Source organism: Synechococcus sp. MIT S9503 (assembly GCF_047304175.1).
GTDB lineage: Bacteria > Cyanobacteriota > Cyanobacteriia > PCC-6307 > Cyanobiaceae > Synechococcus_C.
In genome coordinates, this window is the sequence record NZ_CP138955.1 from 549,183 (window position 1) to 573,711 (window position 24,529).

The window sequence follows — 24,529 nt, forward strand, 5'->3', positions numbered from 1 at the left end:
TTCCAGAATGACAAACTACAGTCGCTTCTACCGTTCGAACAGATCTATTGCTTCGAGTTTGTCTGTTCTGAATCAGTTGAGTAAGGCACTATGTATGGTTAGCTGAACCGGGTTTTGTGCACAACCCGGAATGGATTGCCAGATTTTTGACAATCATTGCCGTGACAAAGAGATCTAAAAATCTTATTGCCCCTAATGTCACTGACTATGATCAGCTTTGATATTTCAATTCAATTTGAAATTATAGATGTAGATATAGATCCATACGTTCAATGAAAAACTATTCCGTTCCTTCTTTATTCTCTTCGATTGTATGGTTTGTATTTCCTTTGACTGATACTGGCCACGGGAATTCCCTGAACAATGGGGGTTGTCGTCTACCTGTAGCTTGTTCTGAACAGGAATTCAGGGGACTTGACAATTCCAATCCTGACGTGATGATGTTTAAAAAAGTCTCAAACAATGTTTATCACTGTTTTTGGGCAAAAAGGTGGAGTTGCCAAAACTTGTACAAGCGTCCATCTGGCAGCAATCTGGGCTTATCAGCAGAAGAGAGTCGCTTTGATCGATGCTGATCGAAACCGTTCAGCAACTGCCTATGGTGCTCGTGAACTACTTCCGTATCCAGTGATACCGATAGAGGCTGCTGCGAAAGCCGCAAGAGGTGCAGATATTGTTGTCACTGATGGACAAGCGAGTAGCAATGAGGAAGAGCTTAAAAATCTTGTTGAAGGCTCAGACATCATTGTTTTACCAACGACGCCACAAAGCCGATCACTGGAATTAACAGTTGAGATGTCCACTCTTTTGAATAACTACCGTATTCCATATGCTGCTTTGTTAGTCAAAGTTGACTCGCGTAAGAAAACAGCTGCGCAATCTGCTATCGAAATTCTCTCAGGTTTCGATATTCATGTTCTTGATTCACAGATTCCGCTGCTCAGTGCTTTCGAAAGTGCTGAAACCAATGGAGTCACAGTCGATCAAGCTGTGGACAAGAGAGGGCGTTCACATGCAAACAGAATGACAGGTTGGTTTGCTTATGAGAAAGCCTGTTCTGAGATTGAAGCTATCTTCAAGTCTTATCGAGAGCTCGTCAAGCCTTTAAGTCCAATTGGGTGGGATTACACACCATTGGAAAATCGCGCTGCATAAGCTTTTACCAAAGGATTTATACGCCAAAAGAGCTTGGTTTTGATCGAGTTGTAGTATTTATCGTTTGAGTTCATAACGAATGTGTTTGCGATTGCGTCGATCAGATTAACTAAAGCTGCAGACCTGGTAATTAAATTATTTATGTATTCGGCAGGAGTGCTGACTTGATTGTCATTTTATTCAATTTTCGTAAACACCAAAAAACCTGATAATGATTAAATAAATCATCATCAGGTCATTTGTTTTTAGTTTAAGAAGCGAATATCAAATTATAGGATTGATAAAAACCAAATGCCACGACCCAGGCAACGACCATTGATACAGCCACTGAAAACAGAGTGAAACGTGCCGACTTTGTTTCCCCCCAGATTGTTGCAACTGTGGTTAAGCATGGGACATATAGCAAACTGAACAAGCAGTAGCTGAAGCCCTGTTGAAAGTTGATTGCACCACCAAGTGCTGTTTTAAGAGCATCACTCCCTTCTCCCAACCCGTACATGGTTGCAACAGCAGCCAATTGAACTTCTTTGGCAACGAAACCAATAATGAGTGAAACAGTCAGCAGCGGATTAATTCCCAGTGGTGCCATCAAGGGCTGGAAGAAGGTTCCGATCTGACCTGCGTAGGTGTTAATGCCTTCTGTACCGCCGGGGTAGTTGGTCAGGAACCAGGTAATGGTTGTGCCGATAATCATGAAGACTGAGAGCTTCTGTACAAACGTCTTCATTTCGCTCCATACATTTAGTGCAACTTGCTTGAAAGTTGGAGTTCTGTAGGGAGGTAGTTCGATGACAAAGGGGTCTTTGGATTTGAACTGGCCACTTGCATTGAAAATAGCCGCCATCACGAAGGCAACAACAAAACTGATGATGTAAAGCAGCCAGAGTGCAACAGCTCCTAAGTAACTCGGCAGAATGATTCCCAGGAAAAACACGAAAACCTGAAGCCGAGCGGAACACAGAGCAAAAGGAATTACCAAAATTGAAAGTAATCTCTGACTCCGAGAGCGAATGGTTCGTGTGCCCATGATCGCTGGAACGTTGCATCCAAATCCGAACAACTGCATCACGAATCCCCGACCATCAAGGCCGGCCTTACGCATGATGTTGTCCATCAGATATGCGGCCCTTGAGAGATATCCACTGTCTTCGAGAGCGGTCATCACAACAAAGAAGAATGCAACCAGCGGCACGAAGCCAAGCAAGGATGCGAAACCAGTATATGGTCCATTAATTACAAAATCTTTGACAAGATCAGGAAGAAAACTCAATCCAGGCTCCAGAACAGTTTCCTGCAACCAATCTGTGAAATCACCGACAGGATCCTGCGCTGGCATGCCGACATTCCAGATGAACAGGAATAGAGCCAGCATTGTCAAAAAGAATATTGGTAAACCAAAAATTGGGTGCAAAAGAACTGCATCCATCCGGTTTGTAAATGTCACCAGATTTTCCGGTGGCATTTCAATGCCCTGATCAAGAGACTCCTGTATCTCTTCGTCAGTGATTTTGTTTTCACGGCAGAATTCAACTAATTCTGAAACTTTGAAAGAATCGGTGATGTCGTTGACAGTTTTCCAGATCCCATCAATTGCCAGGCTGCACCCAGCACCATATTTGGCACTAATTGTGAACACTGGCATTCCCAGATATTGAGATAAACTTTGCGTATTTATCTTTACCCCAAAACGCTTGACTTCGTCAGCCATGTTTAGAGCAACTAAGCACGGGATGCCAAGTTTTTTTAGTTGAAGTGGAAGTAATATCTGTCTATCAATCTGTGACGCATTGATAACGCACACGATCAAATCAAAGCTGTACTTTTCTAAAAAATCTTGAACAACTTTTTCGTCTTCAGTGAATCCATCAAGATCATAAATTCCAGGCAAATCGACGAATTCTGCTGTTTTTCCTTCGCGTTCAACTTTTGCCTGCATGAAATCAACAGTCAGACCTGGCCAGTTGGCCACACCTGCAGTGGCGTTGGTGACACGGTTGAAAAAAGTTGATTTACCCGTGTTTGGCTGACCGATGAAAACAATCCGTGGGACTTCGTTTTTGGATTGTGTCTGCTTGCCTGTTTCTGCTGTGATCATGGTTGAAGTTAAGAATTTATGGAGAAGGAACTCAGGGAGTCAATTTTTTTTGAGATCAGCGACGTCGGTGATCTCCACAAGGGCAGCTTCCGATTTGCGTATTGCAATTTCCGTCGTGCTGCCAACTCTGACTTCAAATGGATCACCTCCAGGAGCTTTGCGCATCACTTGAACTTTTCGACCTTTTCTTATGCCCATTGCTTCCAATCGGTCTTTGAATGAATTGCTTAGATCACTGCCATCACTGCTGACGCCAACAACAGTTGCGGAATGATGAACTGCCAGTTCACTTAGATTCATTTTCTAGTTTGGATAGTGCATCTCTTTTGAAAGGCTAGTAACGAGTTATAAGCCTGGCAATTAAAGACAGCTTAAAAACTTCCTTGTTAGTAGAATTTTTTACACAGTCTTTCCTTGAACCCTTTGATTTGTATGGAAATTTTTTATGGCCAAAGCCCCCGCCCCTTCTCTCCTTGTAGCAAATTACACAAGGTAAATGATGTTGCTTGTCGTCTTCGCGAGTATTGCTACGTTTGAAAAAGTCATGCAAATTTTATGCTGATTATCGAAATTGAGTTGTTGATTGCTCTTGTACTTGTGCTTATAGCCATCACACGTCGTACCGCAATTACTCAGTGGTTAGCCAATCGTAGATATCAAACCGGTCTTAAAAGGGCGAGAAAGCTTTTTCAGCATCTGGATCAGAAGGGTGGTCAGGAAGCAATCACCAATCACTTGCTAGAGGAGGGACATTTTTTGCGTTCCAAGCGAAGAGTCGGGGACTTTTATTGCATTCCCGATGAAGATATTGATGGTGAGAAACAAGATATCATGTTACGGATGTCTCATAAAAATGAGCCTCGTTGGATTGCTCTTCGCCGGTTGTATCTAAAGTTCTATCAAAGATGGATATTTCAAGAAATCAGTCATTGAAATTCCAGCTCTCTGGGATCATGAGTTTGATGTTGCCTATGATCACTGGAAAACTAATTTTTCTGGAATTTTAGAGAGGGACGACCAGGAAGAGGCCTGGGTTGTTGCTTGAATCCGTTTGATTTTGGATAATGTATCGGTTTGGTTTGTTGAGTTGATCATTCGTTGATTGATTGTGTCATTACCTGCTCTTCATTGTATTGCTTCGAATTGTCTTCGAACCAGAATCGATGAAAGTTTTTAGTTGTCTTAGAACGGTTTTCATTAAAGCCCAAAAGCTTTTGAACAACTTTTTTAAGCCAAGTGGTGGCATCTTTCCGCACTTGCTGCAATGTGGCATCAGTTTTCCTGGGACTGTTTCAACTTCAACGCTATCGCTCCCCCGCTACTTGGACCCAGAATTTTTCATTACTTTTCAATTCAAGATGTATGGCTTGCATCATTGATGGGTTGTACGCCGTTGATTGATGTAAAGGCTCCTTTGAATAACGCGTGACATCTGCTTCTCTGATCAGGAGTCTGTCTCATCTACTTGGCACATCATATTTTTCTGTTGTGTTTTGCTTGATTGACCATTCTGTCGTTGTTAGCCTGCAGGAGTTATCTGTGAGTATTTCGTAGATGAGAAAGGAGTACAAGCATCTCGCAAAGAAAATGTCACATGGCCAGCAAATGGTCTTTGACAATGAGTTTGAACTTCGTTGCAGGCAGCCTTCGCTAGGTGTTGTGTATGCGTTGCTTTTGGGATGGTTTGGTTTTCACCGGTTTTGGCTTGATGATAGAAAAGGTGGTCTTGTGTTTCTCATTTTTTCCTGGACTCTGCTGCCGGCTCTGTTTTCTATTTTCGATGCCTTGTGCATGCGTGAATTGTGTACCGGATACAACAACAAGCTTGCGAAGCAGCTCTATGACGATATCCAGCAGCTAAGCCCCTATTGACGTGCAGCACCTCTTGTTTTCAGGACTACACAAACTGACTATGGGGTGAAGCCTTCTGTTCAGTCTCATTTAGACATCCACTGTGATCATTTGGGATACTTTCCGAATTAACTCTTGTTTTTCTGATTTCTGTCTTTAATATTTGTCTTCCTCTTTTTTCGGTGTGAGGAACTCCATGAAATTGTTCAAGCAACTGCTGGTTGCTCCTGCGGCGCTGGGCCTTATGGCTCCTGTGGCTGCCAACGCTGCTGACATGAATGTCAGTGGTGTTTCCGGTTATGCCTCGGTCTCCCATGAGACAGCTGCTGAAGAGCAGGTCACCAGCATCACTCAGTTCTCGGATGTTTATCCGACCGACTGGGCCTATCAGGCACTCAGCAACCTGATCGAGCGCTACGGCTGCGTCGCCGGTTACCCCAACGGCACCTACCGCGGCAACCGTGCCATGACCCGCTTCGAGGCGGCTGCACTGTTGAACGCCTGCCTCGACCGAGTCACCGAAGTGACCGACGAGCTCAAGCGTCTGATGAAGGAGTTCGAGAAGGAACTCGCCATCGTCAAGGGCCGCGTTGATGGTCTGGAAGCTCGCGTCGGAGAACTGGAAGCCACCCAGTTCTCCACCACCACCAAGTTGGAAGGACAGGTTAGCTTCGTTGTCGGAGCCAACACCTTTGGGGGCGAGCTCAACGTTTTTGATATCGAACGCATCAAAGACAGATTCGATCTCAGTTTCACTCCGCAGCAAATTGATGATTATTTTGATGGAGCTGAAGACCTGACAGATCTCATTGTTACTGGCAGAAATGGTGGTATCAATGCTCAGGATTACGAAAATCGTGAGTATGGAGCGACAACCTTCAATTACGATATTCAGCTCAATCTCAATACCAGCTTCACTGGTAAGGATCTGCTTACCACCACTCTCCGAGCTGGTAACTTCGGCCCAACGCCATTCTTTGGTGCACCCACAACTCTGTCGACACTTGAGGTTGCTTCCGATTCTTTAGATAGTAGCGGTTCAGGCAATAGTATCTATATCGATAAAATCTTTTATTCCGCTCCGATCGGTTCATCTTTCACATTCATAGCTGGTGCCAATGTTGGTCAAGATGACATGATGCCCATGTGGCCATCTGTCTATCCTTCAGGAGATGGCAATACGGTCCTCGACGTTCTGACACTTAATGGTGCTCCTGGTGCTTACAACAAAACTCAGGGCCCTGGTGCAGGATTGAATTATGAAAATGAGGGTTTTGTTGCCGGTGTTCAATACGTAGCCGCCAACGGAAACATCAGTAATCCAACGGAGGGTGGAATTGCGACTGATGGCGCCGCTGGTGTTGGAACTGTTCAAATCGGTTACCAGGCAGAACAGTGGGGCATCGCCGGTGTGTATTCCTACCTTCAGGATGCAAGTCTCGTCCCTTACACCACGGCCTTTACACAACTGAGTTATCTCCTCAGTGATGCGCTTAGCGACAGTTCCCTGAATGCATTTGCCCTTTCCGGCTATTGGCAACCTGAAGACACCGGCTGGATTCCTGCGATCAGCGCTGGTTGGGGTATTAACACTACTAACGATACAGACGGCTCCCCGGACGGTGTTGTCACAACATCTCAGTCTTGGCAGGTTTCAATTCATTGGGATGATGCTTTCCTGCAGGGCAACAGTCTTGGACTTGCCATTGGTCAGCCAACTTTCGCTACTGCTTTAAAAGGCGGCGACACACCGTTTGATGGCAACTATGCCATGGAGGCCTATTACGGTTTCCAGGTCACAGACAACATCACTTTGACCCCTTCCCTGTTCTATCTAAGTCGCCCCCTTGGTGATCTCACCTTCGATGGCAGACAGGGCAAGGATGGCACCTTCAATCAGTTTGGTGGTCTTGTCCGAACCACATTCACCTTCTGATCAAGTCACTGTTGCGGATATTCATCTTCGCAACTTTGCCCATAGTTGATCGAAAGCCGGCCCGATACAGGCCGGCTTTTTTGTTGACAGGTCGATGACTTTCCTGACCAATGACATTCTGGTGCGGAAGCTTCTAGCTCCTCCATGAGTGATCAGCACGGCCAGGCACATCCTCTCTATGCAACGGATCGTGATCAGGTGGATGCTCTGCTGGGCCATCAGGGTGAACCAGGTCCTGAACAACTCACTGTCGCTGCAAGGTTGCTAATGAGATATGGGGACTTCCCAGGAGCTGACGACCTCAAGGACGACATCCTCAAGGTCATTCAATCCTGGAATCTGGATCTGCACAGCCTCAATGCCAGGTGCCGTGAAATCTGGGCCAGTGGCTGGAAGCCTGGCCAACAGATTGACAGCGAGCTTGGTTCGGGTGCCGATGTGGCTGATCGGGAGGGTTAAGCACCCTTCCATCTCATCCAGTCGAGCCCATCAGGCAGGAGTTGGCAGAACATTGCCTGCCCTTGCGTCTTCGGCGACGCGACGAAGATCGTCGCAACCCTCTTTCAAGGTCGGGTAGGCAAACATGCCGCTGCCGGCGATGAAGCAGTTGGCACCTGCTGCGCAGCATTGCGAGATTGTCCAGTTGGCTTTGATGCCGCCGTCGACTTCGATATCAACAGTGAGATCGCGCTCGATGATCGTTTTTCTCAGTTGTGAAATCTTGTCCAGCATGGTCGGGATGTAGGCCTGTCCTCCAAATCCAGGATTCACCGTCATCACGAGCACATGGTCAACCATGTCAAGCACGTTCTTGACCATGTCCATCGGTGTGTGTGGATTCATTGCCACTGAGGGACTGCCACCAAGCTGACGAATGCGGCCCAGCACACGGTGCAGATGGGTGTTCGCTTCCACGTGAGCGATGACAACACCTGGCTCACCGTTCGGTCCCTTGGAGGCCTCCACGTATTGCTCAAGCATGGTTTCGCAGTTGTACTGGCTCACCATCAGCTGAGTTTCGAACATCACGTTGCAATGCCTGCGGCATGCCTTGATCAGCTCAGGACCGAACGTGAGATTAGGCACGAAGTTGCCGTCCATCACATCGAACTGAATCCTGTCGACACCCGCGGCCTCGAGATCCTTGACGCATTGACCCATTGCGGCCCAATCAGCGGGGAGCACTGATGGAATGATCTGAATCGGGCGTTCGGATGCAGTCATGGAGGGCCTTAAAACTCGGGGGACTTTAGGGAAGCGCCAATGATGTCAGGCCCGCTCGAAGTCACTGATACAGTAAGCCGCGCTTTTGAGCGAAAAGCCCAGTGGCGCCAAGTCCTGAGAGCTGATCCTCACCGCATCTAGTTCCCCGCCGCACTCCAGTGGATCGCACTCTCATCCAGGAAATTCTTGAGGTCGTTGAGCAGGCGGCCATCGCCTCCGCCCGCCTCACCGGCCTCGGCAAAAAGGATGAAGCCGATGCCGCTGCCGTCGAAGCCATGCGTCAGCGCATGGGCCAGATCCAGATGCAAGGTCGGATTGTCATCGGTGAGGGCGAACGGGACGAAGCTCCCATGCTTTACATCGGAGAAGAGGTGGGCAGCGGCAACGGTCCCGGTGTCGACTTTGCTGTTGACCCCTGCGAAGGCACCAATCTCTGCGCCAACAATCAGCGCGGTTCGATGGCTGTGCTGGCGGCATCCGACCGTGGCGGCCTGTTCAATGCACCTGACTTCTATATGAAGAAGCTGGCGGCCCCCCCGGCGGCGAAGGGCAAGGTCGACATCCGCAAGTCGGCAACCGAAAACATCAAGATTCTCAGCGAGTGCCTCGGCATGGCCGTTGAAGAACTCACCATCGTCGTAATGGACCGCACGCGCCACAAGGATCTGATCGCCGAGATCCGCGCAACCGGCGCGCGTGTTCAGCCCATTTCCGATGGTGACGTTCAGGCCGCCATCGCCTGCGGTTTCGCCGGAACCGGCACACACTGCCTGATGGGCATCGGTGCTGCTCCCGAAGGTGTGATCTCCGCTGCTGCCATGCGCGCACTGGGCGGTCATTTCCAGGGTCAGCTCGTGTATGACCCTGCTGTGGCCCAAACCAAGGAGTGGGCTGACCTGACCAAGGAGGGCAACCTTGCCCGTCTCGCCGAGATGGGGATCAGTGACCCCGACAAGATCTACGAAGCTGATGAGCTCGCATCCGGTGACCACGTTGTGTTCGCTGGCAGCGGCATCACTGATGGACTGCTGTTCCACGGCGTTAAGTTCGAGAAGGACTGCACCCGCACCAGCAGCCTGGTGATCAGCAACCTTGACGACACCTGCCGATTCACCAACACGGTTCACATCAAGGAAGGCGCTCAGAGCATCGCTCTGAGCTGATCTCTTTCTTCAAGCAGCGAGGGTTTTCTCCATGCACATCGCCGTTGTCGGCCTCAGTCATCGAACGGCACCGGTTGAAGTGCGGGAAAAGCTCAGCATTCCTGAGCAAACCATGGAGGAATCCCTGCAGAATCTGCGGGGTCATGATCAGGTGCTGGAGGCCTCGATCCTCAGCACCTGCAATCGTCTCGAGATCTACACTCTCGTTCGCAACCCTGAGCTGGGAATCTCTGCCGTCAGAGAGTTTCTGAGTGGTCATTCCGGTCTCGACACCAGCGATCTGAAACCTCACCTGTTCACTTTCCATCACGAGGATGCCGTCGCTCACCTGATGAGGGTTGCCGCCGGACTTGACAGTCTTGTGCTCGGAGAAGGCCAGATCCTGTCTCAGGTCAAGAAAATGATGCGCCTTGGCCAGGAGCACAAATCTCTTGGCCCGATCCTCAATCGATTACTGACCCAGGCGGTCAGCACTGGGAAAAGAGTCCGCAGTGAAACCAACCTGGGTACCGGCGCTGTCTCGATCAGTTCCGCTGCTGTTGAACTTGCCCAGCTGAAGCTGGGTCAGAGCCGAGGTGTTGATGATCTGGTCACCCTTGAAGATGAACAGGTCGCTGTCGTCGGTGCCGGCAGGATGAGTCGCCTTCTGCTGCAGCACCTCAAGGCCAAGGGTGCCTCGGGAGTTGTGGTGTTGAACCGCACTGTGGCTCGTGCACAGGCACTGGCCGCAGACTTCTCCGACCTACCTGTTCAGTGTCGTCCACTGAAAGATCTTGATCACTGTCTGAGTACCTGCTCGCTCGTGTTCACCAGCACTGCTGCGGACGATCCGATCATTGATGCCGCTCGTCTGCAGCAGTTGAATCGACGCAGTTCACTGAGACTTGTCGATATTGGTGTCCCCCGCAATATTGATGCGGATGTGGAAGGAATCGCGGGCGTCGAGGCCTACGACGTCGACGATCTGAAGGAAGTTGTCGAACGCAATCAGGAAGCTCGCCAGCAGGTGGCCAGGGAAGCACAGGGACTCCTTGATGAGGAAGCAAGGTTGTTCCTGGAATGGTGGGACAGCCTTGAGGCGGTTCCCACCATCAACAGGCTTCGATCTTCGCTGGAGTCGATTCGCTCCGAGGAACTGCAGAAGGCGCTCAGCCGCATGGGCCCCGATTTCTCTGCGCGTGAGCGCAAGGTGGTCGAGGCCCTCAGCAAAGGAATCATCAACAAGATCCTGCATACCCCTGTGACATCACTTCGTTCACCACAGCAGCGCAGTGAGCGGCAGAATGCGCTCATTGTGGTTGAGCGTTTGTTTGATCTGTCTCAGGATGAAGAGCCGGATCGTTGAGTCATCCCCAGCCTGAAGTTTCCAGTCCAAATCTGATTCCCAGCATTCTTGTCGGATCTGGCCCATTCATCGGTTTGGAGCACCAAAAGTCCGGTAGGTTTGCCCGGCAAAGCCGATCTGCGGGGGCGGCATGAAGCGTGTTCTGGCCATCATTCTCGGGGGAGGAGCGGGAACGCGTCTGTATCCCCTCACCAAGATGCGGGCCAAGCCCGCTGTTCCTCTCGCCGGTAAGTACCGCCTGATCGATATTCCGATCAGCAACTGCATCAACTCCGACATCAACAAGATGTACGTGATGACGCAGTTCAACAGTGCATCCCTCAATCGTCACCTGAGTCAGACGTTCAATCTCAGCAATTCCTTCGGCGGTGGGTTCGTTGAGGTTCTTGCTGCCCAGCAGACTCCCGACAGTCCGTCCTGGTTTGAAGGAACCGCTGATGCAGTTCGCAAATATCAGTGGCTTTTTCAGGAATGGGATGTTGATGAATACCTGATCCTTTCCGGTGATCAGCTGTACCGAATGGATTACAGCCGTTTCATCGAGCATCACCGTCGCACTGGCGCCGACCTGACGGTGGCTGCTTTGCCTGTGGATGCCAAACAGGCCGAATCCTTCGGTCTGATGAGGACCGATGACAATGGCAATATTCAGGAGTTCCGTGAAAAGCCGAAGGGTGATTCCCTGCTGGAGATGGCAGTGGATACTTCACGCTTCGGGCTCAGTTCCGAATCTGCGAGTGAGCGGCCTTATCTGGCTTCGATGGGCATCTATGTGTTCAGTCGTCAGACACTGTTTGATCTGCTTGATGGAAACACCAACCACAAGGATTTCGGTAAAGAGGTCATTCCCGAGTCACTCGCCCGCGGTGACAAGCTTCAGAGCTATGTCTTTGACGACTACTGGGAGGACATCGGAACGATCGGTGCCTTTTATGAGGCCAATCTCGCTCTGACGCAACAGCCGAAACCTCCATTCAGTTTCTACGACGAGAAATTTCCGATCTATACACGTCCCCGTTATCTGCCACCCAGCAAGCTTGTTGATGTGCAGATCACCAATTCCATCATCGGAGAGGGATCAATTCTGAAGTCCTGCAGTGTTCACCACTGCGTTCTTGGCGTTCGCAGCAGGCTGGAATCCGATGTGGTGCTTCAGGACACCCTCGTGATGGGTGCTGATTTCTTTGAATCAAGCGAGGAGCGCGCTGTTCTCAGAGAGCGAGGTGGAATTCCCCTTGGTGTTGGCCAGGGCACCACGGTCAAGCGGGCCATTCTCGACAAGAACGCTCGCATCGGTTCCAACGTCACCATCGTCAACAAGGACCATGTTGAAGAAGCGGATCGTGCCGAACTCGGCTTCTACATCCGCAATGGAATCGTCGTTGTGGTGAAGAACGCATCCATCCCCGATGGCAGCGTGATCTGATCGTTCATTCCTGACAGAGATTGACCATGTTGCAGCCGACTTGGGTTGTCATGGTCACACTGTCGGCAGTGAATGGTCCAGCTGAGCATGTCCAAGGCCCACTTCGGTCTGATTGGTCTTGGCGTGATGGGGGAAAACCTTGTCCTCAACGCCGAGCGCAACGGCTTTTCCAGCGTTGTTTACAACCGCACCTATTCCAAGACGGAAGAATTCATGTCGGGCCGTGGTGCCGGCAAGAACATTCAGGCAGCGACGGATCTCCAGGATTTTGTCGACAAGCTTGAACGTCCCAGACGGATCCTGATGATGGTGAAGGCGGGTGGCCCCGTGGATGCTGTGATCGAACAGATTTCGCCTTATCTGGATGAAGGCGATCTGTTGATTGACGGTGGTAACTCGGAATATCACGACACAGAACGTCGCGTTGCCGAGCTCGAAAGCAAAAGCTTCGGATTCATCGGAATGGGCGTCTCGGGTGGAGCCAAGGGTGCTCTAGAGGGCCCAAGCATGATGCCGGGAGGGACTAAGGCCTCCTATGACGCCATCGAGAGTCTGGTTCGCAAGATGGCGGCCCAGGTTGAGGATGGTCCTTGTGTGACCTACATCGGTCCCGGTGGTGCGGGCCATTTCGTCAAGACGGTTCACAACGGCATCGAGTACGGCATTGAGCAGATCCTTGCCGAGGGATATGACCTGATGAAACGGGTCGGTGGCATGAGCAGTCTTGAAATGGCAGGTGTGTTCGCCCACTGGAACAGCACTGAGGAACTCTCCTCCTATCTCGTGGAAATCACGGAAGTCTGTCTGCGCACGATGGATCCCGATGATGGAACTTCGCTTGTGGAGAAGATCCAGGACAAGGCGGGTCAGAAGGGAACCGGTCTCTGGACGGTTGTGAGCGCTCTTCAGATGGGCGCTTCGGTTCCAACGATCTATGCCGCTCTTAACGGACGCGTGATGAGCTCCATGAAAGATCAGCGCATCAAGGCTGAATCGATCCTCAAAGGACCGGCCATGCAGTCATTCGACATGGGGACATCGACTGATGGGATGGCTCCGTTGATGGATGCCATGGTTCTGGCCTGCATTGCCAGCTATGCCCAAGGCATGGAGCTGATGCGCATTGCATCCGCTGAACACAACTACAACCTGAACATGCCTTCGATCGCACAGATCTGGAAAGGAGGCTGCATCATTCGAGCTCGACTGCTCAAGCGCATCCAGGATGCCTTCACCACCGATCCCCAGCTGGCGAACCTGCTGATTGACCCGTGGTTCGCCGATCAGGTGAATCGCCGGCTGCCCGGCCTAGCCAAGGTGGTTGCGGGTGCAGCCGCTGCTGGGATTCCTGTGCCCTGCCTGAGCAGCACGCTCGACTACATCAACAGCTACCGCACAGCTCGTCTTCCCCAGAACCTTGTGCAGGCCATGCGTGACTGCTTCGGTTCCCACACCTATGAGCGTGTCGACAAGGACGGGATTTTTCACACCGAGTGGCTCAGCTGAGGAACCGGCGATGAGCTCCTATCGCATCGAACGGTCACCTTCCTCCGAGAACCTCGCCAGGCGAGCCGCTGAGCACATCGGAGCCGCGATCGATCTGGCTCTCGATCAAAGGGACCGTGCTCAGATTGCGCTTTCCGGCGGTACCACCCCTGCGCTGGCGTATGCATTGCTGGGCCAGGAACATCTGCCCTGGGACAGAGTTGATGTGTTTCTGGGCGACGAGCGGTGGGTTGCCGCCGACGATGAATCGAGCAACGCGCGAATGCTGCGCAACACCCTGCTCAAGACCGGTCAGCCTGGAGCCCGAGCCTGTTTCCATCCCGTTCCAACGGTGGAACTCAGCTCTCCTGAAGCCAGTGCTGATGCCTTTGCCGAACTTGTGGCCCAGGTCTGTGAAGGTGAACCACCCATGTTCGACTTGATGTTGCTTGGCCTTGGCGATGACGGTCATACGGCCTCTCTCTTCCCTGAAACGGAGGCACCCGGCGTTCAGGATCGCTGGACGACGATCGGTCGTGGCAAAGGCCTTGAGAGGATCACACTCACAGCGCCTGTGCTCAGCGCTGCCCGTCAGGTGGTGTTTCTGGTGAGTGGAGAGGCCAAGCATCAGGCCCTGTCGCGACTCATTGATGCCAGCGAATCCCCTGAGCGTACGCCTGCCAAGCTGGTGCGACCGAGCTCCGAGATTCTCGTGCTCGCTGATCAGGCTGCTGCTCAAGGTCTTTGACGACACCACCCCCTCAACCGCCTCCGGAACTGCGTGTGATCGCAGCAGGTGACTCCTTTCGTGAATGGGCCAGCCTGAATGACACGATCATGGGTGGATCCAGCAGGGCCGGTTGCCGCATCAGTGAGCTGGGTCTTGTTCTGGAAGGGGAGGTGGTGAGTGAAGGGGGAGGTTTTGTCAGCTGCCGTTCGCCTGTGTATCGACCGCCCCTCGACCTCAGCTCCTACTCAGGGCTGCGCCTGACGCTGGATGGTGAAGGACGCAGTTTCAAGTTCGCTGTTGCCTGCCGTGATGGGGTGTTCGGACTCACCGAACTGATCCCCGGAGGACTGCGCTGGGTCACGACTGTTGCCACCGAGTCGACAGGCACCACGGTTGTAGAGATCCCTTTCGATCGTCTCCAGCCTGTCGTTCGTGCCAAACCCGTCAGTCTTCCGGTCCGTTTCGATCCGTCTTGTGTCACCCGTCTGCAGTTGCTGCATTCTCGATTCGGGGACGATGGTCAGCCGAACTCCGGCTATCGCGATGGTGCGATCAAGATGCTGGTCCGCTCGATTGAAGCATTCTGAGATGTCCGCATGCTCGGAGCTTGAGACGTTGATCGCTTCAGCGGCGGATCTCTGTTGCAAGCCTTATCTGCATGCCGTTCTGTCTGCCGACGATGCAACGCTCGACGACTACTGCGGCCGTGTCGAATGTCGTGGCGGTGACGGGCAGCGTCTCGAAGAATTCGATCTTGAACTGGAGCTGTATCGCAGCGGCACTGATCTGAATCTCACCCTCGCCTGGGCTGATCAACCGCACAGGCCGATCCTGTGGCATGGTCAGCACCCGGTGTGGATGGACGGTGAAACAGGCAAGCGCTGCTCCGCTCCTGCCGACGGAGCACCTCTTGAGGCATTCGCGCGACGGCTCAGGGCACTGCTGGTCTGATCAGGGCTGGTCGGTGACCGCTCCTCTGCTGCTGGAACTCACCAGACGGGCGTATTTACCAAGGATCCCTGTCCTGTAACGGGGAGTTGGGCTGTTCCAGGCAGCGCGTCGGCGTTCCAGTTCAGCTTCATCCACGTTGAGTTGCAGCAGGAGCTGATTGGCATCAACGGTGATGCTGTCGCCTTCCTGAACCAGCCCGATCGTGCCGCCGACAGCGGCTTCAGGAGCAACATGCCCCACCACAAGTCCATAGGAACCACCGCTGAAACGTCCATCGGTGATCAGTGCCACCTTTTCCCCGAGCCCCTGACCAACGATGGCTGAGGTGGGGGAGAGCATCTCACGCATGCCCGGACCACCAACAGGCCCCTCATAGCGGACGACCACCACGTCGCCCGCTTTGATCTGACGATCGAGAATGGCTGCGAGGCAGGTTTCCTCGCTCTCAAACACTCTCGCGGGACCTGTCAGAACGGGCGATTTGACCCCGCTGATCTTGGCGACGCTCCCCTCCAGTGCAAGATTGCCTTTGAGGATGGCCAGGTGTCCCTTCTGGTAGAGGGGGTTGCTGATCGGACGGATCACATCCTGATCAGCAGGTGGTTCCGACGGCACATCCTCAAGCAGCTGCTTCAGCGTTTTGCCTTCGATCGTGCGGCAATCGCCATGCAGGAGACCGGCATTCAAGAGCAGTTTCATCACCTGAGGAATCCCTCCGGCTCGATGAAGATCCACCGTGACGTAGCGGCCGCTCGGTTTCAGATCGCAGAAAACCGGAACCTTCTGGCGGATCCTCTCGAAGTCATCGATGTTGAGGTCCACCCCTGCCGTGCGCGCGATGGCCAGCAGGTGCAGAACTGAGTTGGTGGAACCACCCACAGCCATGATCACGCTGATGGCGTTTTCAAACGCTTCCTTGGTCAGCAGATCCAGGGGTCTGATGTTGGCTTTCACTGCCGCAACGAGAACCTCGGCCGATCGGGCTGCACTGTCAGCCTTCTCAGAATCCTCCGCCGCCATCGTTGAGCTGCAGGGAAGACTCAGTCCCATGGTTTCGATCGCGGCACTCATCGTGTTGGCGGTGAACATGCCGCCACAGCTCCCGGCCCCGGGACAGGCATTCTTTTCAACAGCCGTGAGCTGTTCGATGTCGATCTTGCCGTTCGTGAGCTGTCCCACAGCTTCGAAGGCACTCACCACGGTGAGATCGCAGCCGCCGAGTTTTCCCGGTTTGATCGTGCCGCCGTAGACGAAGATCGCAGGGATGTTCATCCGGGCCATCGCCAGCATGGCGCCCGGCATGTTCTTGTCGCAGCCTCCCACGGCCAGAACGCCATCCATGCTCTGGCCATTGCAGGCGGTTTCGATGGCATCCGCGATCACCTCACGGCTGACGAGGGAGTACTTCATGCCTTCGGTGCCCATGGAGATCCCGTCACTGACGGTGATCGTTCCAAACATCTGCGGCATGCCTCCCGCCAGGCGTGCAGCTGCCTCGGCGCGTTTTGACAGATCATTCAGCCCCACGTTGCAGGGCGTGATCGTGCTGTATCCGTTGGCGATTCCGATGATCGGCTTGCCGAAATCCTGGTCACCGAAGCCGACAGCTCTCAACATCGCCCTGTTAGGGGAGCGCTGGATCCCCTTTGTGACGGCATCGGAGCGGAGCATGGACGGTCTCGCGTGGCGGCAAATTACTTCGGTCAACCTACCGGCCGCTCTGTCACTGCCTGGAGCCCAGATCTTCAAGCTGGCGGCGCACATCCGCGATCGCCGAATTCAACTGTTCCACCCGTGCCTCGAGGTGGCTGCCCGCGTCGGGTTCGGGTCGATCTCCGGCGCTGATTGCTTCACTTCCGTCCTGCATGCGCGGGGCATACAACATCGAACGCTGATTGCGAAGGCGCCGGCGGCGATCAGCCTCTGACAACAACCACCATCCGAAGCCCGCGGCGCCCAGAACGGCTCCACTGACCAGTGTGGCCAGAGTTCCTGATGCAGAGTCCTGCTGCCGCGACATGGGCGTCCATTGAATGCCTCCAGCCTAGTTCGGCTGTGCGGTTCTGATTCCCAGTCTTTGCAGGGGATCACCGATTCCGGGAAGGATCCGATTCCGCTCATCGAGGTCGGCATCGATGCAGGCCGTGTGGATGGTGATCTCCGGATAGGTTTCACCGATGCGTTTCAGGCCTGGGCTGGCCGTGAGTGCTGTGATCACCCGCAGCCTCGGGGCCTGAACCCCCAGCTGCTCCAGCTGGTGAAGCAGTTCGATCAGTGCATCGCCCTGTGCCACCTGATCGAGCAGCAGCACCACGCCCGCCTGGGACTCGATCGCATCCGGCAGACCCGCCAGACAGAGTTCAGCGCTGGGAAGCACCTGGCGGGCGCCCGCCCAGAGGTGCAGTCCTCCCGCGAACATCGGGACCGCCAGCAGTGGAACTCCGCTTTCGATCACGGTCCCGTCCGTACTGCCCAGTGGCGTCTTCACCACATCCCTCCGGTGAGGCAACCAGTCGCGCATCGCCTCGTAGCTCAGCCAGCGACCCAGTTCCTCCATGGCTGTTCGGTACAGCGCGGGGGGTGTTCCCTCATGCCTCAGCACGGTCAGCCAGTGAGCGATCAGAGGATGGGGCGGCACCACCACCCGGAGAGTCTTGGCCATGACGCGTGGCTGGGCAGTCGTCTGCCATATCGTGACGGTTCAAGTTACGGCAGCTGTTCCCATGAACCTGCCGAGCGTTCTTTCACCATGGTCTTGTCAGCACTTCTCTCCTCTGTTCTCCGTCGCCTCATGGCGACGATGTTCTGTGGTCTGCTCGTTCTGACCGGACTGCTGATCAATGGGGCACAAGCCCAGGCGATCACCGCGCCCGAGCTGCGTGGTCAACGGGCTGTTCAGGACATTTCCGCGGATATGCACGGTCGTGATCTCAAGGAGAAGGAGTTCCTCAAGGCAGACCTGCGCGAGGTCAATCTGAGTGAGACCGACCTGCGTGGTGCCGTGATCAACACCTCGCAGCTGCAGGGTGCTGATCTCCGAGGTGCGGATCTTGAGGATGTGGTCGCATTCTCAAGTCGCTTCGATGGAGCTGATCTGCGCAATGCCAACTTCACCAATGCGATGTTGATGCAGAGTCGCTTCACCGATGCTGAAATCGAGGGAACTGACTTCAGCAATGCGGTGATTGACCTTCCTCAGCTCAAGGCCCTCTGCAGCAGGGCCAGCGGTGTCAATAGCCGCAGTGGTCTCAGTACCAGGGAAACGCTGGGGTGTCGCTGATGCCATCACGGCTTCCCGTCACCGTGATCACCGGTTTCCTCGGAGCCGGAAAAACAACTCTTCTCCGTCATCTTCTCGTCAACAGCGGTCAACGGCTCGCTGTGATGGTCAACGAATTCGGCACGGTCGGGCTCGATGGAGATCTGATCCGCAGCTGTGGTTTCTGTCCCGATGACGAGGTTGACGGTCGCCTGGTGGAGCTGAACAACGGCTGTCTGTGCTGCACGGTCCAGGACGACTTTCTTCCCACGATGGAAACTTTGCTCCAGCGTTCTGATCAGCTGGACGGCATTGTGGTGGAGACAAGCGGCCTCGCTCTGCCCAGGCCTCTTCTGCAGGCTCTCGCATGGCCGGCCATCCGCAAGCGGGTGCATGTGAACGGTGTTGTCACCGTTGTCGACGGGGAGGCTCTCAGCGCCGGCAGCCCGGTGGGAGATCCCCAGGCACTGGAGCGACAGCGACAGGAGGATCCAAATCTTGATCACCTCACAGCCATCGACGACCTGTTCAGAGATCAGCTTGAAGCGGCTGATCTCGTGCTGATCAGCCGATCTGATTGTCTTGATTCCTCCCAGAGGGATTCCGTGGAGCAGCAACTTGCTGCGCGGGTGCGAGTTGGAACCGCCACCCTCAGCATCAGTCGAGGTGTTGTTGATCCTGCCCTTGTGCTGGGGCTGAAGGTTTCAGACCACGGAATCGAACACGACCACAGTCATCACGCTGATCACAGCCATCACGATCACAGCAGCCATCAAAACGACGGCGGTCATCTCCACCATGACCACACCCATGTGGAGGCGATCAGCGGTCAGATCCGTCTGCAGGGATCCTTCGAACGAGCGCAGCTCGAGGATCTGCTCAGGGCCTTCGTGATCGAGCACGACGTGATCCGTGTCAAAGGTCGACTCTGGATTCCGGGCAAAAGCCTTCCCCTTCAGATTCAGATGGTGGGACCTCGTCTCGAGAGCTGGTTTGAGGTAGCACCGACTCAGGTCTGGATGCCAAGTGAAGGCTCGGGGCTGGAGCTGGTGGTGATCGGTTTGCAGAGCGACTCCGCTGCAAGGCTGGAACGTTGTCTGCACGCCGTCTGATGCTGCATTCAGGCCTTGCACTTGCTGCAGCTGCCCTGGCTGGCGCGGGCGTTTCGCCGTTGCCCCCAGTCATCGCGGCTGAAGCGGAGCTGATCCACAGCTCGAGTGTCCGCTATCGCTGTCCTGGTGGCGAGCGGGTTGAGGCCACTTACTTCAGGCTGCGTGACCGTTCACTCGCTTTTGTGCGCCTGAAACTTCCTGATGGACGCCTGCTGACGTTGCCCCAGCTGGCCTCGGCATCAGGAGCCCGCTTCAGTGCTGATCGCGATGTCACCTGGTGGATCAAAGGCCAGACCGGATTCCTGCAACAACGCGATTCCAGGGGTGAATGGCAGGTCAGTCTGCGGAGCTGTGATTCAGCCTCTTAGGGCGGTCAGCTCAATTGTTTCGGTTGACCGCGACGCAGGCCTGCGCTCAATCGCGCACCTCAAGCCGATCAGTGCCGCTGCGCTCAATCAGCTGAGCTAGTTCGAGCATGTCCGAGCGGTTGACAAGGCCGATGCACCCCAGCGTTCCGCTCTGGGTGTTTCTCAGGCCTGCGCTGGGATCCTGGTGAATCCCTAGGACCCTTCGCCCGGTTGTGAACTTTGGCTCAATGCTGATCCAGACCGGACCGAGTTCGGGGAAAGCACCCGCAGCCAGCGGCTCAACAACTCCAACGCTGTAGGTACCGGTGGGCAACGGAGCACGGCTGCCCAACTGGTCACGATTGGCGTTCTGACGGTTTGCCCGGCCGCTGACGGCATCGAAGCGACGAAGGGGTTCACCAGGGATCTCAACCATCAGGTTCCAGATGGGATCGCCAGTCGTCTTCAAGCGACGGTTGGTGCGTTCCAGAACAAGCATGGGCAGCGGATCCTGCTTCGGTGGAGAAGGTTCCAGCAAGGCCATCAGCGACTGACGTTGGCCTGGCTTCTTCTCGGCTCTCGCTTCAGGTGACCAACATGCACCTGCCAGAACCATGGCCAGGGTCATGCCTGCGAGCAGGGAGCCGGACAGAGGACGGATTCCTGTGGTTTGCATCCCGTGGACAGAAAATTCTGCCTTCTCTAAGGGGGATGATTATCGCTTCACGAACGAATAAACGGTTTTTCAGCTGGCCTCGGGTCGGCGCCAGTCCAGACCTGGGCAGTGGGCGACGATCGCAGCCGTTGTTCGCATGTAATCCGCATAGGAGGGAAGCAGCTGCAGCAGCGCGCGTTCCTCGCGTCGTGCTTTGCCTGTCAAAACGATCGCAAGAGCCAGAAGCAACAGCAGATGCAAGAGGCTGCCAAGCGCGAGCACCACTCCGAGAGAACACATCAGGACCGCGCGGTAAAGCGGATGTCGACAGTGTCCGTAGACCCCTGTGGTCACAAGTGAAGCTCCCGGTTTCGGTTCCGGCAGCGGAGAAAGGCTGGGGCCCAGTGCGATCAATCCCTGCGCTGCCTGACCAAGACCGATGGCCAGGATGATCAGCCCCGTAATCTGCGCGGTGTGAGGCCAATCGATCCCAACCGACGCAGGCTTTGGCCACGCCGGGATCAGATGGGCGCTGATCAGGACAAGCTGAGCGACCAGCCACCATTCGCCGCGGCGGTTGTCGAACCAACCGTTCCAGCTCAGCCCCCAGCCGGATAAGGCCTGTTTCCAGTCGGGCATGGCGAGGGCACCCTCCATCACGGCTGTCCCGTCGATGGGACCATGCATCAATCCTGACGTTCCACCACTCATGAGAACCGTTGTGATCACCGGCTCCAGCCGGGGAATCGGTGCCGCCCTGGCTCGCACTCTGATCCAACAGGGCCATCGGGTGTGCCTGGCTGTGCGTGATCCAAGCAGCCTTCTGGGAACAGATCTGGATCCAAGCCAGGACCCCGTGAATCTGATTTCATGCAGCTATGACGCCAGAGTTCCTGCTGATGCGCAGAGGCTTGTCGAGACGGCTCTCGGCCATTTCGGATCCCTCGACTCGCTGATTCACTGCGCGGGGATTCTGCGTCGCACTCCCCTTCTGTTCAGTGAGCAGGAACGTTCTGAACCGGATGAACTCTGGAAGGTGAATGTGATGGGTCCCTGGTGGCTGACCCGGGCTGCCTGGCCTGCACTTGTGGAGTCCCGGCAGGGGCGGATCCAGGTGCTGGTCTCGATGAGCGGCAAGCGCTGCAAAGGGGTGCTGGCTGGCTACACCGCTTCAAAATTCGCTCTGATGGGCCTGTGCCAAACCATGCGCAATGAAGGCTGGGATCAGGACATTCGTGTGACCGCGGTCTGCCCCGGCTGGGTCAACACAGAGATGGCCGCCGGCGTGGAAACAATGGCGCCGGAACAAATGACTCAACCGGAAGATCTGGCCAGTCTCTGCGCCCATCTGCTCACGCTGCCGGCGGCGGCAGTGCCGTTTGAGTGTGCCGTAAATGCATCATTGGAGCGCTGATCACTTCGCTCAATCCAGAGGGATCTCGCCTCTCGCACAGATCTCGTTCCAGCAGAGCGTCTGTTCCGCAACCCAGCGAGGCTCCACGCTGGTCCAGGGGCTGTTGGCGTTCAGCTTCATCCGCATCCGGCCGCTGCCGTCGTGGCGGAATCGCACCGTTCGATCCTCAAACGCCAGCTGCCAGCTGGCACCCGGTTGATCGCTCTCGAAGCGACAGTTCCTCCAGTTCTGATGCTGTCGCCGACATTCCAGAGGAAGGCTGATGGCAGGCAGGGCTGGCGCAGCCAGGCCGAGTGCCGCAGCCATCACCACCGCCAAGGGGGCGAGCGAGCGGATCAGAGGAGCCAGTGGATGGGGCACAGGCCTGGTGCTGCAGAGCTAGGGGCTGATTTCAACGTGCATTTCGTCGAACGAAAGCGGTCCCCTGGCCTGTCAATATTTAACAATTGCCGCTCGGAGCCCGTGCCGCGTTATTCAGCTCGTGTTCTGGTGCATCTGCGCCCGTCGGTTCTCGATCCAGCCGGTGAGGCCGCCAGGTCTGCAGCATCCCGTCTCGGGGTTGAAGGAGTTGACAAGCTGCGCATCGGCAAGGCGGTGGAGCTGGAGCTTGAGGCATCGGATGAAGAGGAAGCGCGTCGAAACCTTGAGCTGCTCAGTGATCGGCTGCTTGCCAACCCTGTGATCGAGGACTGGACGCTTGAGCTGACCCAGTCATGACCATTGGAGTTGTTGTTTTTCCCGGATCCAACTGCGATCGCGACGTTCGCTGGGCGACGGAGGGTTGTCTGGGGATGCCAACCCGTTATCTCTGGCATGAAGACAGGGATCTGAGCGGCCTTGATGCCGTTGTGCTTCCCGGTGGATTCAGTTACGGCGACTATCTGCGTTGCGGAGCCATTGCCCGTTTTGCCCCTGTTCTGGAATCGCTGCTCAGTTTCGCTGCTTCCGGTGGGCGGGTTCTGGGCATCTGCAACGGTTTCCAGGTGCTGACGGAACTGGGGCTTCTGCCCGGCGCGCTCACCCGCAACCGTGATCTTCACTTCATCTGTGAGGACACGTCCCTTTCTGTGGTGAGCGCTCGCACGCCTTGGCTGTCCTCCCTAGGCAGTGGCAGCCGCTTCTCACTGCCCATCGCCCACGGAGAGGGGCGATTCCAGTGCAGTGACGACGCGTTGAAGCAGCTTCAGGACGATGACGCCATCGCCTTGCGCTACTGCACCAACCCCAATGGGTCTGTTTCCGATATCGCAGGCATCACCAATGCCACGGGTTCGGTTCTGGGCCTGATGCCTCATCCTGAGCGAGCCTGTGATCCACAGACCGGCGGCACTGCAGGTCGAGTCATCCTGGAAGCACTGCTGTCCTGAGCCATGCGGCGTCGTTCTCTTCTGGCGCTGTCCGCCGGCTGGAGCATCGGCGTGTCGCTGTTCGGTGGGCTTGGTGTCAAGGCCAGATCGATGCCCCGACAGCGTCAGCCGAGACCCCCCGCTCCACTGCGAAGAGGTTCACGCCTGAGAGCCATCAACCCGGGCACCTGGATTGATCCTGAAACGGACTTCACACCGCTGACGCAGCGTTGCGAGGCCCAGGGATGGAGTCTCGAAATTCCTGAGAGCATCAGAGGACAGTGGCAATGGTTCTCGGCAACCGACGAGGAGCGTCGTGCCTCGATCGAGGAGGCCTGGAATGACCCCACGCTCGATGGGGTCATTTATGTCGGTGGTGGCTGGGGCGCTGCGCGGGTTCTGGAGTCAGGGCTGAAGTTTCCAGAGCGGCCCTTCTGGTCTCTTGGGTTCTCCGACAGCAGTGCCCTTCTGCTTGCGCAGTGGCAGGCAGGTTTGCTGGGAGCCATCCACGGCTCAGCCTGGGGAGTGGATGACCAGTGGCAACGCACGGTTGACCTGTTGAGCGGACAACCGACAAAACCTCTTCAGGGACGCGGAATCCGGGGTCGCAAGGCCAACGGTCGCCTGGTGGTGACCAACCTCACGGTCGCGACGCACCTGATCGGCACCCCCTGGTTCCCTTCGCTGCGAGGAGCGATTCTTGTGCTTGAGGATGTGGGTGAAGCGCCCTATCGGGTGGATCGAATGCTCACCCAGTGGCGCAGCTCCGGAGTGCTGGCAAGTTTGTCAGGGGTGGCCTGTGGCCGCTTCAGCTGGAAGCAGGATGACATCCTTCCAGGCGATTTCTCCATGGCGGCCATTCTTGAGGAGCGCCTTGCTGATCTCGGCGTGCCTCTGGTGATGGATCTTCCCCTCGGGCATGGACGGCCGAACATGTCACTGCCTCTGGGTCATGAAGCACAGCTCGATGCTCAGTCTGGTCAACTCAAGCTGCATGACTGAATTCAAGAGTGATTGGCTTCGAGCCAAAAGGGA

28 protein-coding genes are annotated in these 24,529 nt (G+C 55.0%); 19 read left to right on the plus strand and 9 right to left on the minus strand.

Going from position 1 to position 24,529, the window contains the following annotated elements:
- Positions 1–462 precede the first annotated feature (462 nt).
- Positions 463–1,155 (plus strand): ParA family protein, encoded by a 693-nt coding sequence (locus SIB56_RS02990; RefSeq protein ID WP_413325262.1) that lies wholly within the window; start codon positions 463–465, stop codon positions 1,153–1,155.
- A gap of 250 nt (positions 1,156–1,405) precedes the next feature.
- Here SIB56_RS02990 and feoB read toward each other — a convergent pair whose 3' ends face one another.
- Together feoB and SIB56_RS03000 are read right to left on the minus strand one after the other, a co-directional pair.
- Positions 1,406–3,250, minus strand: coding sequence for a ferrous iron transport protein B (feoB, locus tag SIB56_RS02995; protein WP_413325264.1), 1,845 nt, complete (start codon positions 3,248–3,250; stop codon positions 1,406–1,408).
- A gap of 39 nt (positions 3,251–3,289) precedes the next feature.
- The gene (locus SIB56_RS03000; protein ID WP_413325266.1) at positions 3,290–3,550 is read right to left on the minus strand and encodes a FeoA family protein; all 261 of its coding nucleotides are present in this window, start codon (positions 3,548–3,550) and stop codon (positions 3,290–3,292) included.
- Positions 3,551–3,805: 255 nt separating this feature from the next.
- Here SIB56_RS03000 and SIB56_RS03005 point away from each other — a divergent pair, with 255 nt between their 5' ends.
- From SIB56_RS03005 to SIB56_RS03020, 4 genes are all read left to right on the plus strand, one after another.
- Complete coding sequence (locus SIB56_RS03005; RefSeq protein WP_413325268.1) at positions 3,806–4,183, plus strand: hypothetical protein; 378 nt, start codon at positions 3,806–3,808, stop codon at positions 4,181–4,183.
- Positions 4,184–4,804: 621 nt separating this feature from the next.
- Positions 4,805–5,122, plus strand: a complete 318-nt coding sequence (locus SIB56_RS03010; RefSeq protein WP_413325270.1) for an NINE protein — start codon at positions 4,805–4,807, stop codon at positions 5,120–5,122.
- Positions 5,123–5,297: 175 nt separating this feature from the next.
- Positions 5,298–7,037, plus strand: a complete 1,740-nt coding sequence (locus SIB56_RS03015) for an iron uptake porin (protein WP_413325272.1) — start codon at positions 5,298–5,300, stop codon at positions 7,035–7,037.
- A gap of 144 nt (positions 7,038–7,181) precedes the next feature.
- Positions 7,182–7,496: a DUF3288 family protein gene (locus SIB56_RS03020; RefSeq protein WP_413325274.1), complete on the plus strand. Its 315-nt coding sequence runs from the start codon at positions 7,182–7,184 to the stop codon at positions 7,494–7,496.
- A 30-nt stretch (positions 7,497–7,526) separates the two neighbouring features.
- Here the strand turns inward: SIB56_RS03020 and rpe are convergent, their stop codons facing one another.
- Positions 7,527–8,261 (minus strand): ribulose-phosphate 3-epimerase, encoded by a 735-nt coding sequence (rpe, locus tag SIB56_RS03025; protein ID WP_413325276.1) that lies wholly within the window; start codon positions 8,259–8,261, stop codon positions 7,527–7,529.
- 158 nt (positions 8,262–8,419) lie between these two features.
- Here rpe and glpX point away from each other — a divergent pair, with 158 nt between their 5' ends.
- The 7 genes from glpX to SIB56_RS03060 all read left to right on the plus strand — a co-directional run bounded on the left by glpX (position 8,420) and on the right by SIB56_RS03060 (position 15,361).
- Positions 8,420–9,424 carry a class II fructose-bisphosphatase gene (gene glpX / locus SIB56_RS03030; RefSeq protein WP_413325278.1) on the plus strand — a complete coding sequence of 335 codons (1,005 nt, stop codon included), beginning with the start codon at positions 8,420–8,422 and terminating at the stop codon, positions 9,422–9,424.
- A 31-nt stretch (positions 9,425–9,455) separates the two neighbouring features.
- The gene (locus SIB56_RS03035; protein WP_413325279.1) at positions 9,456–10,769 is read left to right on the plus strand and encodes a glutamyl-tRNA reductase; all 1,314 of its coding nucleotides are present in this window, start codon (positions 9,456–9,458) and stop codon (positions 10,767–10,769) included.
- Between the two features lie 130 nt (positions 10,770–10,899).
- Positions 10,900–12,195, plus strand: a complete 1,296-nt coding sequence (locus tag SIB56_RS03040; protein WP_413325281.1) for a glucose-1-phosphate adenylyltransferase — start codon at positions 10,900–10,902, stop codon at positions 12,193–12,195.
- An 87-nt stretch (positions 12,196–12,282) separates the two neighbouring features.
- A complete protein-coding gene (gene gndA, locus SIB56_RS03045; RefSeq protein WP_413327057.1) occupies positions 12,283–13,701 on the plus strand; it encodes an NADP-dependent phosphogluconate dehydrogenase in 1,419 nt (472 codons plus the stop codon).
- A gap of 10 nt (positions 13,702–13,711) precedes the next feature.
- Entirely contained in the window at positions 13,712–14,428 is a 717-nt protein-coding gene (gene pgl / locus SIB56_RS03050) for a 6-phosphogluconolactonase (RefSeq protein ID WP_413325283.1), read from the plus strand.
- Entirely contained in the window at positions 14,425–14,997 is a 573-nt protein-coding gene (locus tag SIB56_RS03055) for a CIA30 family protein (protein WP_413325285.1), read from the plus strand. Before pgl ends, SIB56_RS03055 begins: the two co-directional genes overlap by 4 nt.
- Position 14,998: 1 nt before the next feature.
- Positions 14,999–15,361: a hypothetical protein gene (locus SIB56_RS03060; RefSeq protein ID WP_413325287.1), complete on the plus strand. Its 363-nt coding sequence runs from the start codon at positions 14,999–15,001 to the stop codon at positions 15,359–15,361.
- Here the strand turns inward: SIB56_RS03060 and ilvD are convergent, their stop codons facing one another.
- The 3 genes from ilvD to SIB56_RS03075 are packed head-to-tail and all read right to left on the minus strand — an operon-like array spanning position 15,362 to position 18,023.
- Complete coding sequence (gene ilvD, locus SIB56_RS03065; RefSeq protein ID WP_413325289.1) at positions 15,362–17,032, minus strand: dihydroxy-acid dehydratase; 1,671 nt, start codon at positions 17,030–17,032, stop codon at positions 15,362–15,364.
- 52 nt (positions 17,033–17,084) lie between these two features.
- A complete protein-coding gene (locus tag SIB56_RS03070) occupies positions 17,085–17,381 on the minus strand; it encodes a hypothetical protein (RefSeq protein ID WP_413325291.1) in 297 nt (98 codons plus the stop codon).
- A 24-nt stretch (positions 17,382–17,405) separates the two neighbouring features.
- Positions 17,406–18,023 carry a uracil phosphoribosyltransferase gene (locus SIB56_RS03075; RefSeq protein ID WP_413325293.1) on the minus strand — a complete coding sequence of 206 codons (618 nt, stop codon included), beginning with the start codon at positions 18,021–18,023 and terminating at the stop codon, positions 17,406–17,408.
- Positions 18,024–18,152: 129 nt separating this feature from the next.
- Here SIB56_RS03075 and SIB56_RS03080 point away from each other — a divergent pair, with 129 nt between their 5' ends.
- From SIB56_RS03080 to SIB56_RS03090, 3 genes are read left to right on the plus strand one after another with little or no spacing between them, the layout of a single operon-like run.
- Positions 18,153–18,641 carry a pentapeptide repeat-containing protein gene (locus SIB56_RS03080; RefSeq protein WP_413327060.1) on the plus strand — a complete coding sequence of 163 codons (489 nt, stop codon included), beginning with the start codon at positions 18,153–18,155 and terminating at the stop codon, positions 18,639–18,641.
- Complete coding sequence (cobW, locus tag SIB56_RS03085) at positions 18,641–19,732, plus strand: cobalamin biosynthesis protein CobW (RefSeq protein ID WP_413325295.1); 1,092 nt, start codon at positions 18,641–18,643, stop codon at positions 19,730–19,732. The genes SIB56_RS03080 and cobW overlap by 1 nt, the downstream gene beginning before the upstream one ends.
- On the plus strand, positions 19,714–20,100 hold the full coding sequence (locus SIB56_RS03090; RefSeq protein WP_413325297.1) for an MliC family protein: 387 nt from the start codon (positions 19,714–19,716) through the stop codon (positions 20,098–20,100). Before cobW ends, SIB56_RS03090 begins: the two co-directional genes overlap by 19 nt.
- 46 nt (positions 20,101–20,146) lie before the next feature.
- Here the strand turns inward: SIB56_RS03090 and SIB56_RS03095 are convergent, their stop codons facing one another.
- Together SIB56_RS03095 and SIB56_RS03100 are read right to left on the minus strand one after the other, a co-directional pair.
- On the minus strand, positions 20,147–20,755 hold the full coding sequence (locus tag SIB56_RS03095) for a L,D-transpeptidase family protein (protein WP_413325299.1): 609 nt from the start codon (positions 20,753–20,755) through the stop codon (positions 20,147–20,149).
- A 69-nt stretch (positions 20,756–20,824) separates the two neighbouring features.
- Entirely contained in the window at positions 20,825–21,373 is a 549-nt protein-coding gene (locus SIB56_RS03100) for a methyltransferase family protein (protein WP_413327063.1), read from the minus strand.
- A gap of 70 nt (positions 21,374–21,443) precedes the next feature.
- Here SIB56_RS03100 and SIB56_RS03105 point away from each other — a divergent pair, with 70 nt between their 5' ends.
- Positions 21,444–22,148: an SDR family NAD(P)-dependent oxidoreductase gene (locus SIB56_RS03105; RefSeq protein WP_413325301.1), complete on the plus strand. Its 705-nt coding sequence runs from the start codon at positions 21,444–21,446 to the stop codon at positions 22,146–22,148.
- 9 nt (positions 22,149–22,157) lie between these two features.
- On the opposite strand, the gene SIB56_RS03110 is transcribed toward SIB56_RS03105, so the two are convergent.
- The gene (locus SIB56_RS03110; protein WP_413325303.1) at positions 22,158–22,508 is read right to left on the minus strand and encodes a hypothetical protein; all 351 of its coding nucleotides are present in this window, start codon (positions 22,506–22,508) and stop codon (positions 22,158–22,160) included.
- 102 nt (positions 22,509–22,610) lie between these two features.
- Here SIB56_RS03110 and purS point away from each other — a divergent pair, with 102 nt between their 5' ends.
- From purS to SIB56_RS03125, 3 genes are read left to right on the plus strand one after another with little or no spacing between them, the layout of a single operon-like run.
- The gene (purS, locus tag SIB56_RS03115; RefSeq protein ID WP_413325305.1) at positions 22,611–22,865 is read left to right on the plus strand and encodes a phosphoribosylformylglycinamidine synthase subunit PurS; all 255 of its coding nucleotides are present in this window, start codon (positions 22,611–22,613) and stop codon (positions 22,863–22,865) included.
- Entirely contained in the window at positions 22,862–23,515 is a 654-nt protein-coding gene (purQ, locus tag SIB56_RS03120) for a phosphoribosylformylglycinamidine synthase subunit PurQ (protein ID WP_413325306.1), read from the plus strand. Before purS ends, purQ begins: the two co-directional genes overlap by 4 nt.
- Before the next feature lie 3 nt (positions 23,516–23,518).
- Complete coding sequence (locus SIB56_RS03125) at positions 23,519–24,496, plus strand: S66 peptidase family protein (RefSeq protein ID WP_413325308.1); 978 nt, start codon at positions 23,519–23,521, stop codon at positions 24,494–24,496.
- Positions 24,497–24,529: the final 33 nt, after the last annotated feature.

What these genes read in the sequence shown, in the direction of transcription:
- SIB56_RS03100 (WP_413327063.1), bottom strand. Translation starts at nt 21,373, where the DNA reads ATGCCCGACTGGAAACAGGCCTTATCCGGCTGGGGGCTGAGCTGGAAC.
- gndA (WP_413327057.1), top strand. Translation starts at nt 12,283, where the DNA reads ATGTCCAAGGCCCACTTCGGTCTGATTGGTCTTGGCGTGATGGGGGAA.
- purQ (WP_413325306.1), top strand. Translation starts at nt 22,862, where the DNA reads ATGACCATTGGAGTTGTTGTTTTTCCCGGATCCAACTGCGATCGCGAC.
- SIB56_RS03075 (WP_413325293.1), bottom strand. Translation starts at nt 18,023, where the DNA reads ATGGCCAAGACTCTCCGGGTGGTGGTGCCGCCCCATCCTCTGATCGCT.
- SIB56_RS03015 (WP_413325272.1), top strand. Translation starts at nt 5,298, where the DNA reads ATGAAATTGTTCAAGCAACTGCTGGTTGCTCCTGCGGCGCTGGGCCTT.
- rpe (WP_413325276.1), bottom strand. Translation starts at nt 8,261, where the DNA reads ATGACTGCATCCGAACGCCCGATTCAGATCATTCCATCAGTGCTCCCC.
- SIB56_RS03095 (WP_413325299.1), bottom strand. Translation starts at nt 20,755, where the DNA reads ATGCAAACCACAGGAATCCGTCCTCTGTCCGGCTCCCTGCTCGCAGGC.
- cobW (WP_413325295.1), top strand. Translation starts at nt 18,641, where the DNA reads ATGCCATCACGGCTTCCCGTCACCGTGATCACCGGTTTCCTCGGAGCC.
- SIB56_RS02990 (WP_413325262.1), top strand. Translation starts at nt 463, where the DNA reads ATGTTTATCACTGTTTTTGGGCAAAAAGGTGGAGTTGCCAAAACTTGT.
- SIB56_RS03010 (WP_413325270.1), top strand. Translation starts at nt 4,805, where the DNA reads ATGAGAAAGGAGTACAAGCATCTCGCAAAGAAAATGTCACATGGCCAG.
- SIB56_RS03125 (WP_413325308.1), top strand. Translation starts at nt 23,519, where the DNA reads ATGCGGCGTCGTTCTCTTCTGGCGCTGTCCGCCGGCTGGAGCATCGGC.
- ilvD (WP_413325289.1), bottom strand. Translation starts at nt 17,032, where the DNA reads ATGCTCCGCTCCGATGCCGTCACAAAGGGGATCCAGCGCTCCCCTAAC.
- SIB56_RS03035 (WP_413325279.1), top strand. Translation starts at nt 9,456, where the DNA reads ATGCACATCGCCGTTGTCGGCCTCAGTCATCGAACGGCACCGGTTGAA.
- SIB56_RS03080 (WP_413327060.1), top strand. Translation starts at nt 18,153, where the DNA reads ATGGCGACGATGTTCTGTGGTCTGCTCGTTCTGACCGGACTGCTGATC.
- SIB56_RS03020 (WP_413325274.1), top strand. Translation starts at nt 7,182, where the DNA reads ATGAGTGATCAGCACGGCCAGGCACATCCTCTCTATGCAACGGATCGT.
- feoB (WP_413325264.1), bottom strand. Translation starts at nt 3,250, where the DNA reads ATGATCACAGCAGAAACAGGCAAGCAGACACAATCCAAAAACGAAGTC.
- SIB56_RS03060 (WP_413325287.1), top strand. Translation starts at nt 14,999, where the DNA reads ATGTCCGCATGCTCGGAGCTTGAGACGTTGATCGCTTCAGCGGCGGAT.
- SIB56_RS03000 (WP_413325266.1), bottom strand. Translation starts at nt 3,550, where the DNA reads ATGAATCTAAGTGAACTGGCAGTTCATCATTCCGCAACTGTTGTTGGC.
- pgl (WP_413325283.1), top strand. Translation starts at nt 13,712, where the DNA reads ATGAGCTCCTATCGCATCGAACGGTCACCTTCCTCCGAGAACCTCGCC.
- SIB56_RS03105 (WP_413325301.1), top strand. Translation starts at nt 21,444, where the DNA reads ATGAGAACCGTTGTGATCACCGGCTCCAGCCGGGGAATCGGTGCCGCC.
- SIB56_RS03005 (WP_413325268.1), top strand. Translation starts at nt 3,806, where the DNA reads ATGCTGATTATCGAAATTGAGTTGTTGATTGCTCTTGTACTTGTGCTT.
- SIB56_RS03040 (WP_413325281.1), top strand. Translation starts at nt 10,900, where the DNA reads ATGAAGCGTGTTCTGGCCATCATTCTCGGGGGAGGAGCGGGAACGCGT.
- SIB56_RS03070 (WP_413325291.1), bottom strand. Translation starts at nt 17,381, where the DNA reads ATGTCGCGGCAGCAGGACTCTGCATCAGGAACTCTGGCCACACTGGTC.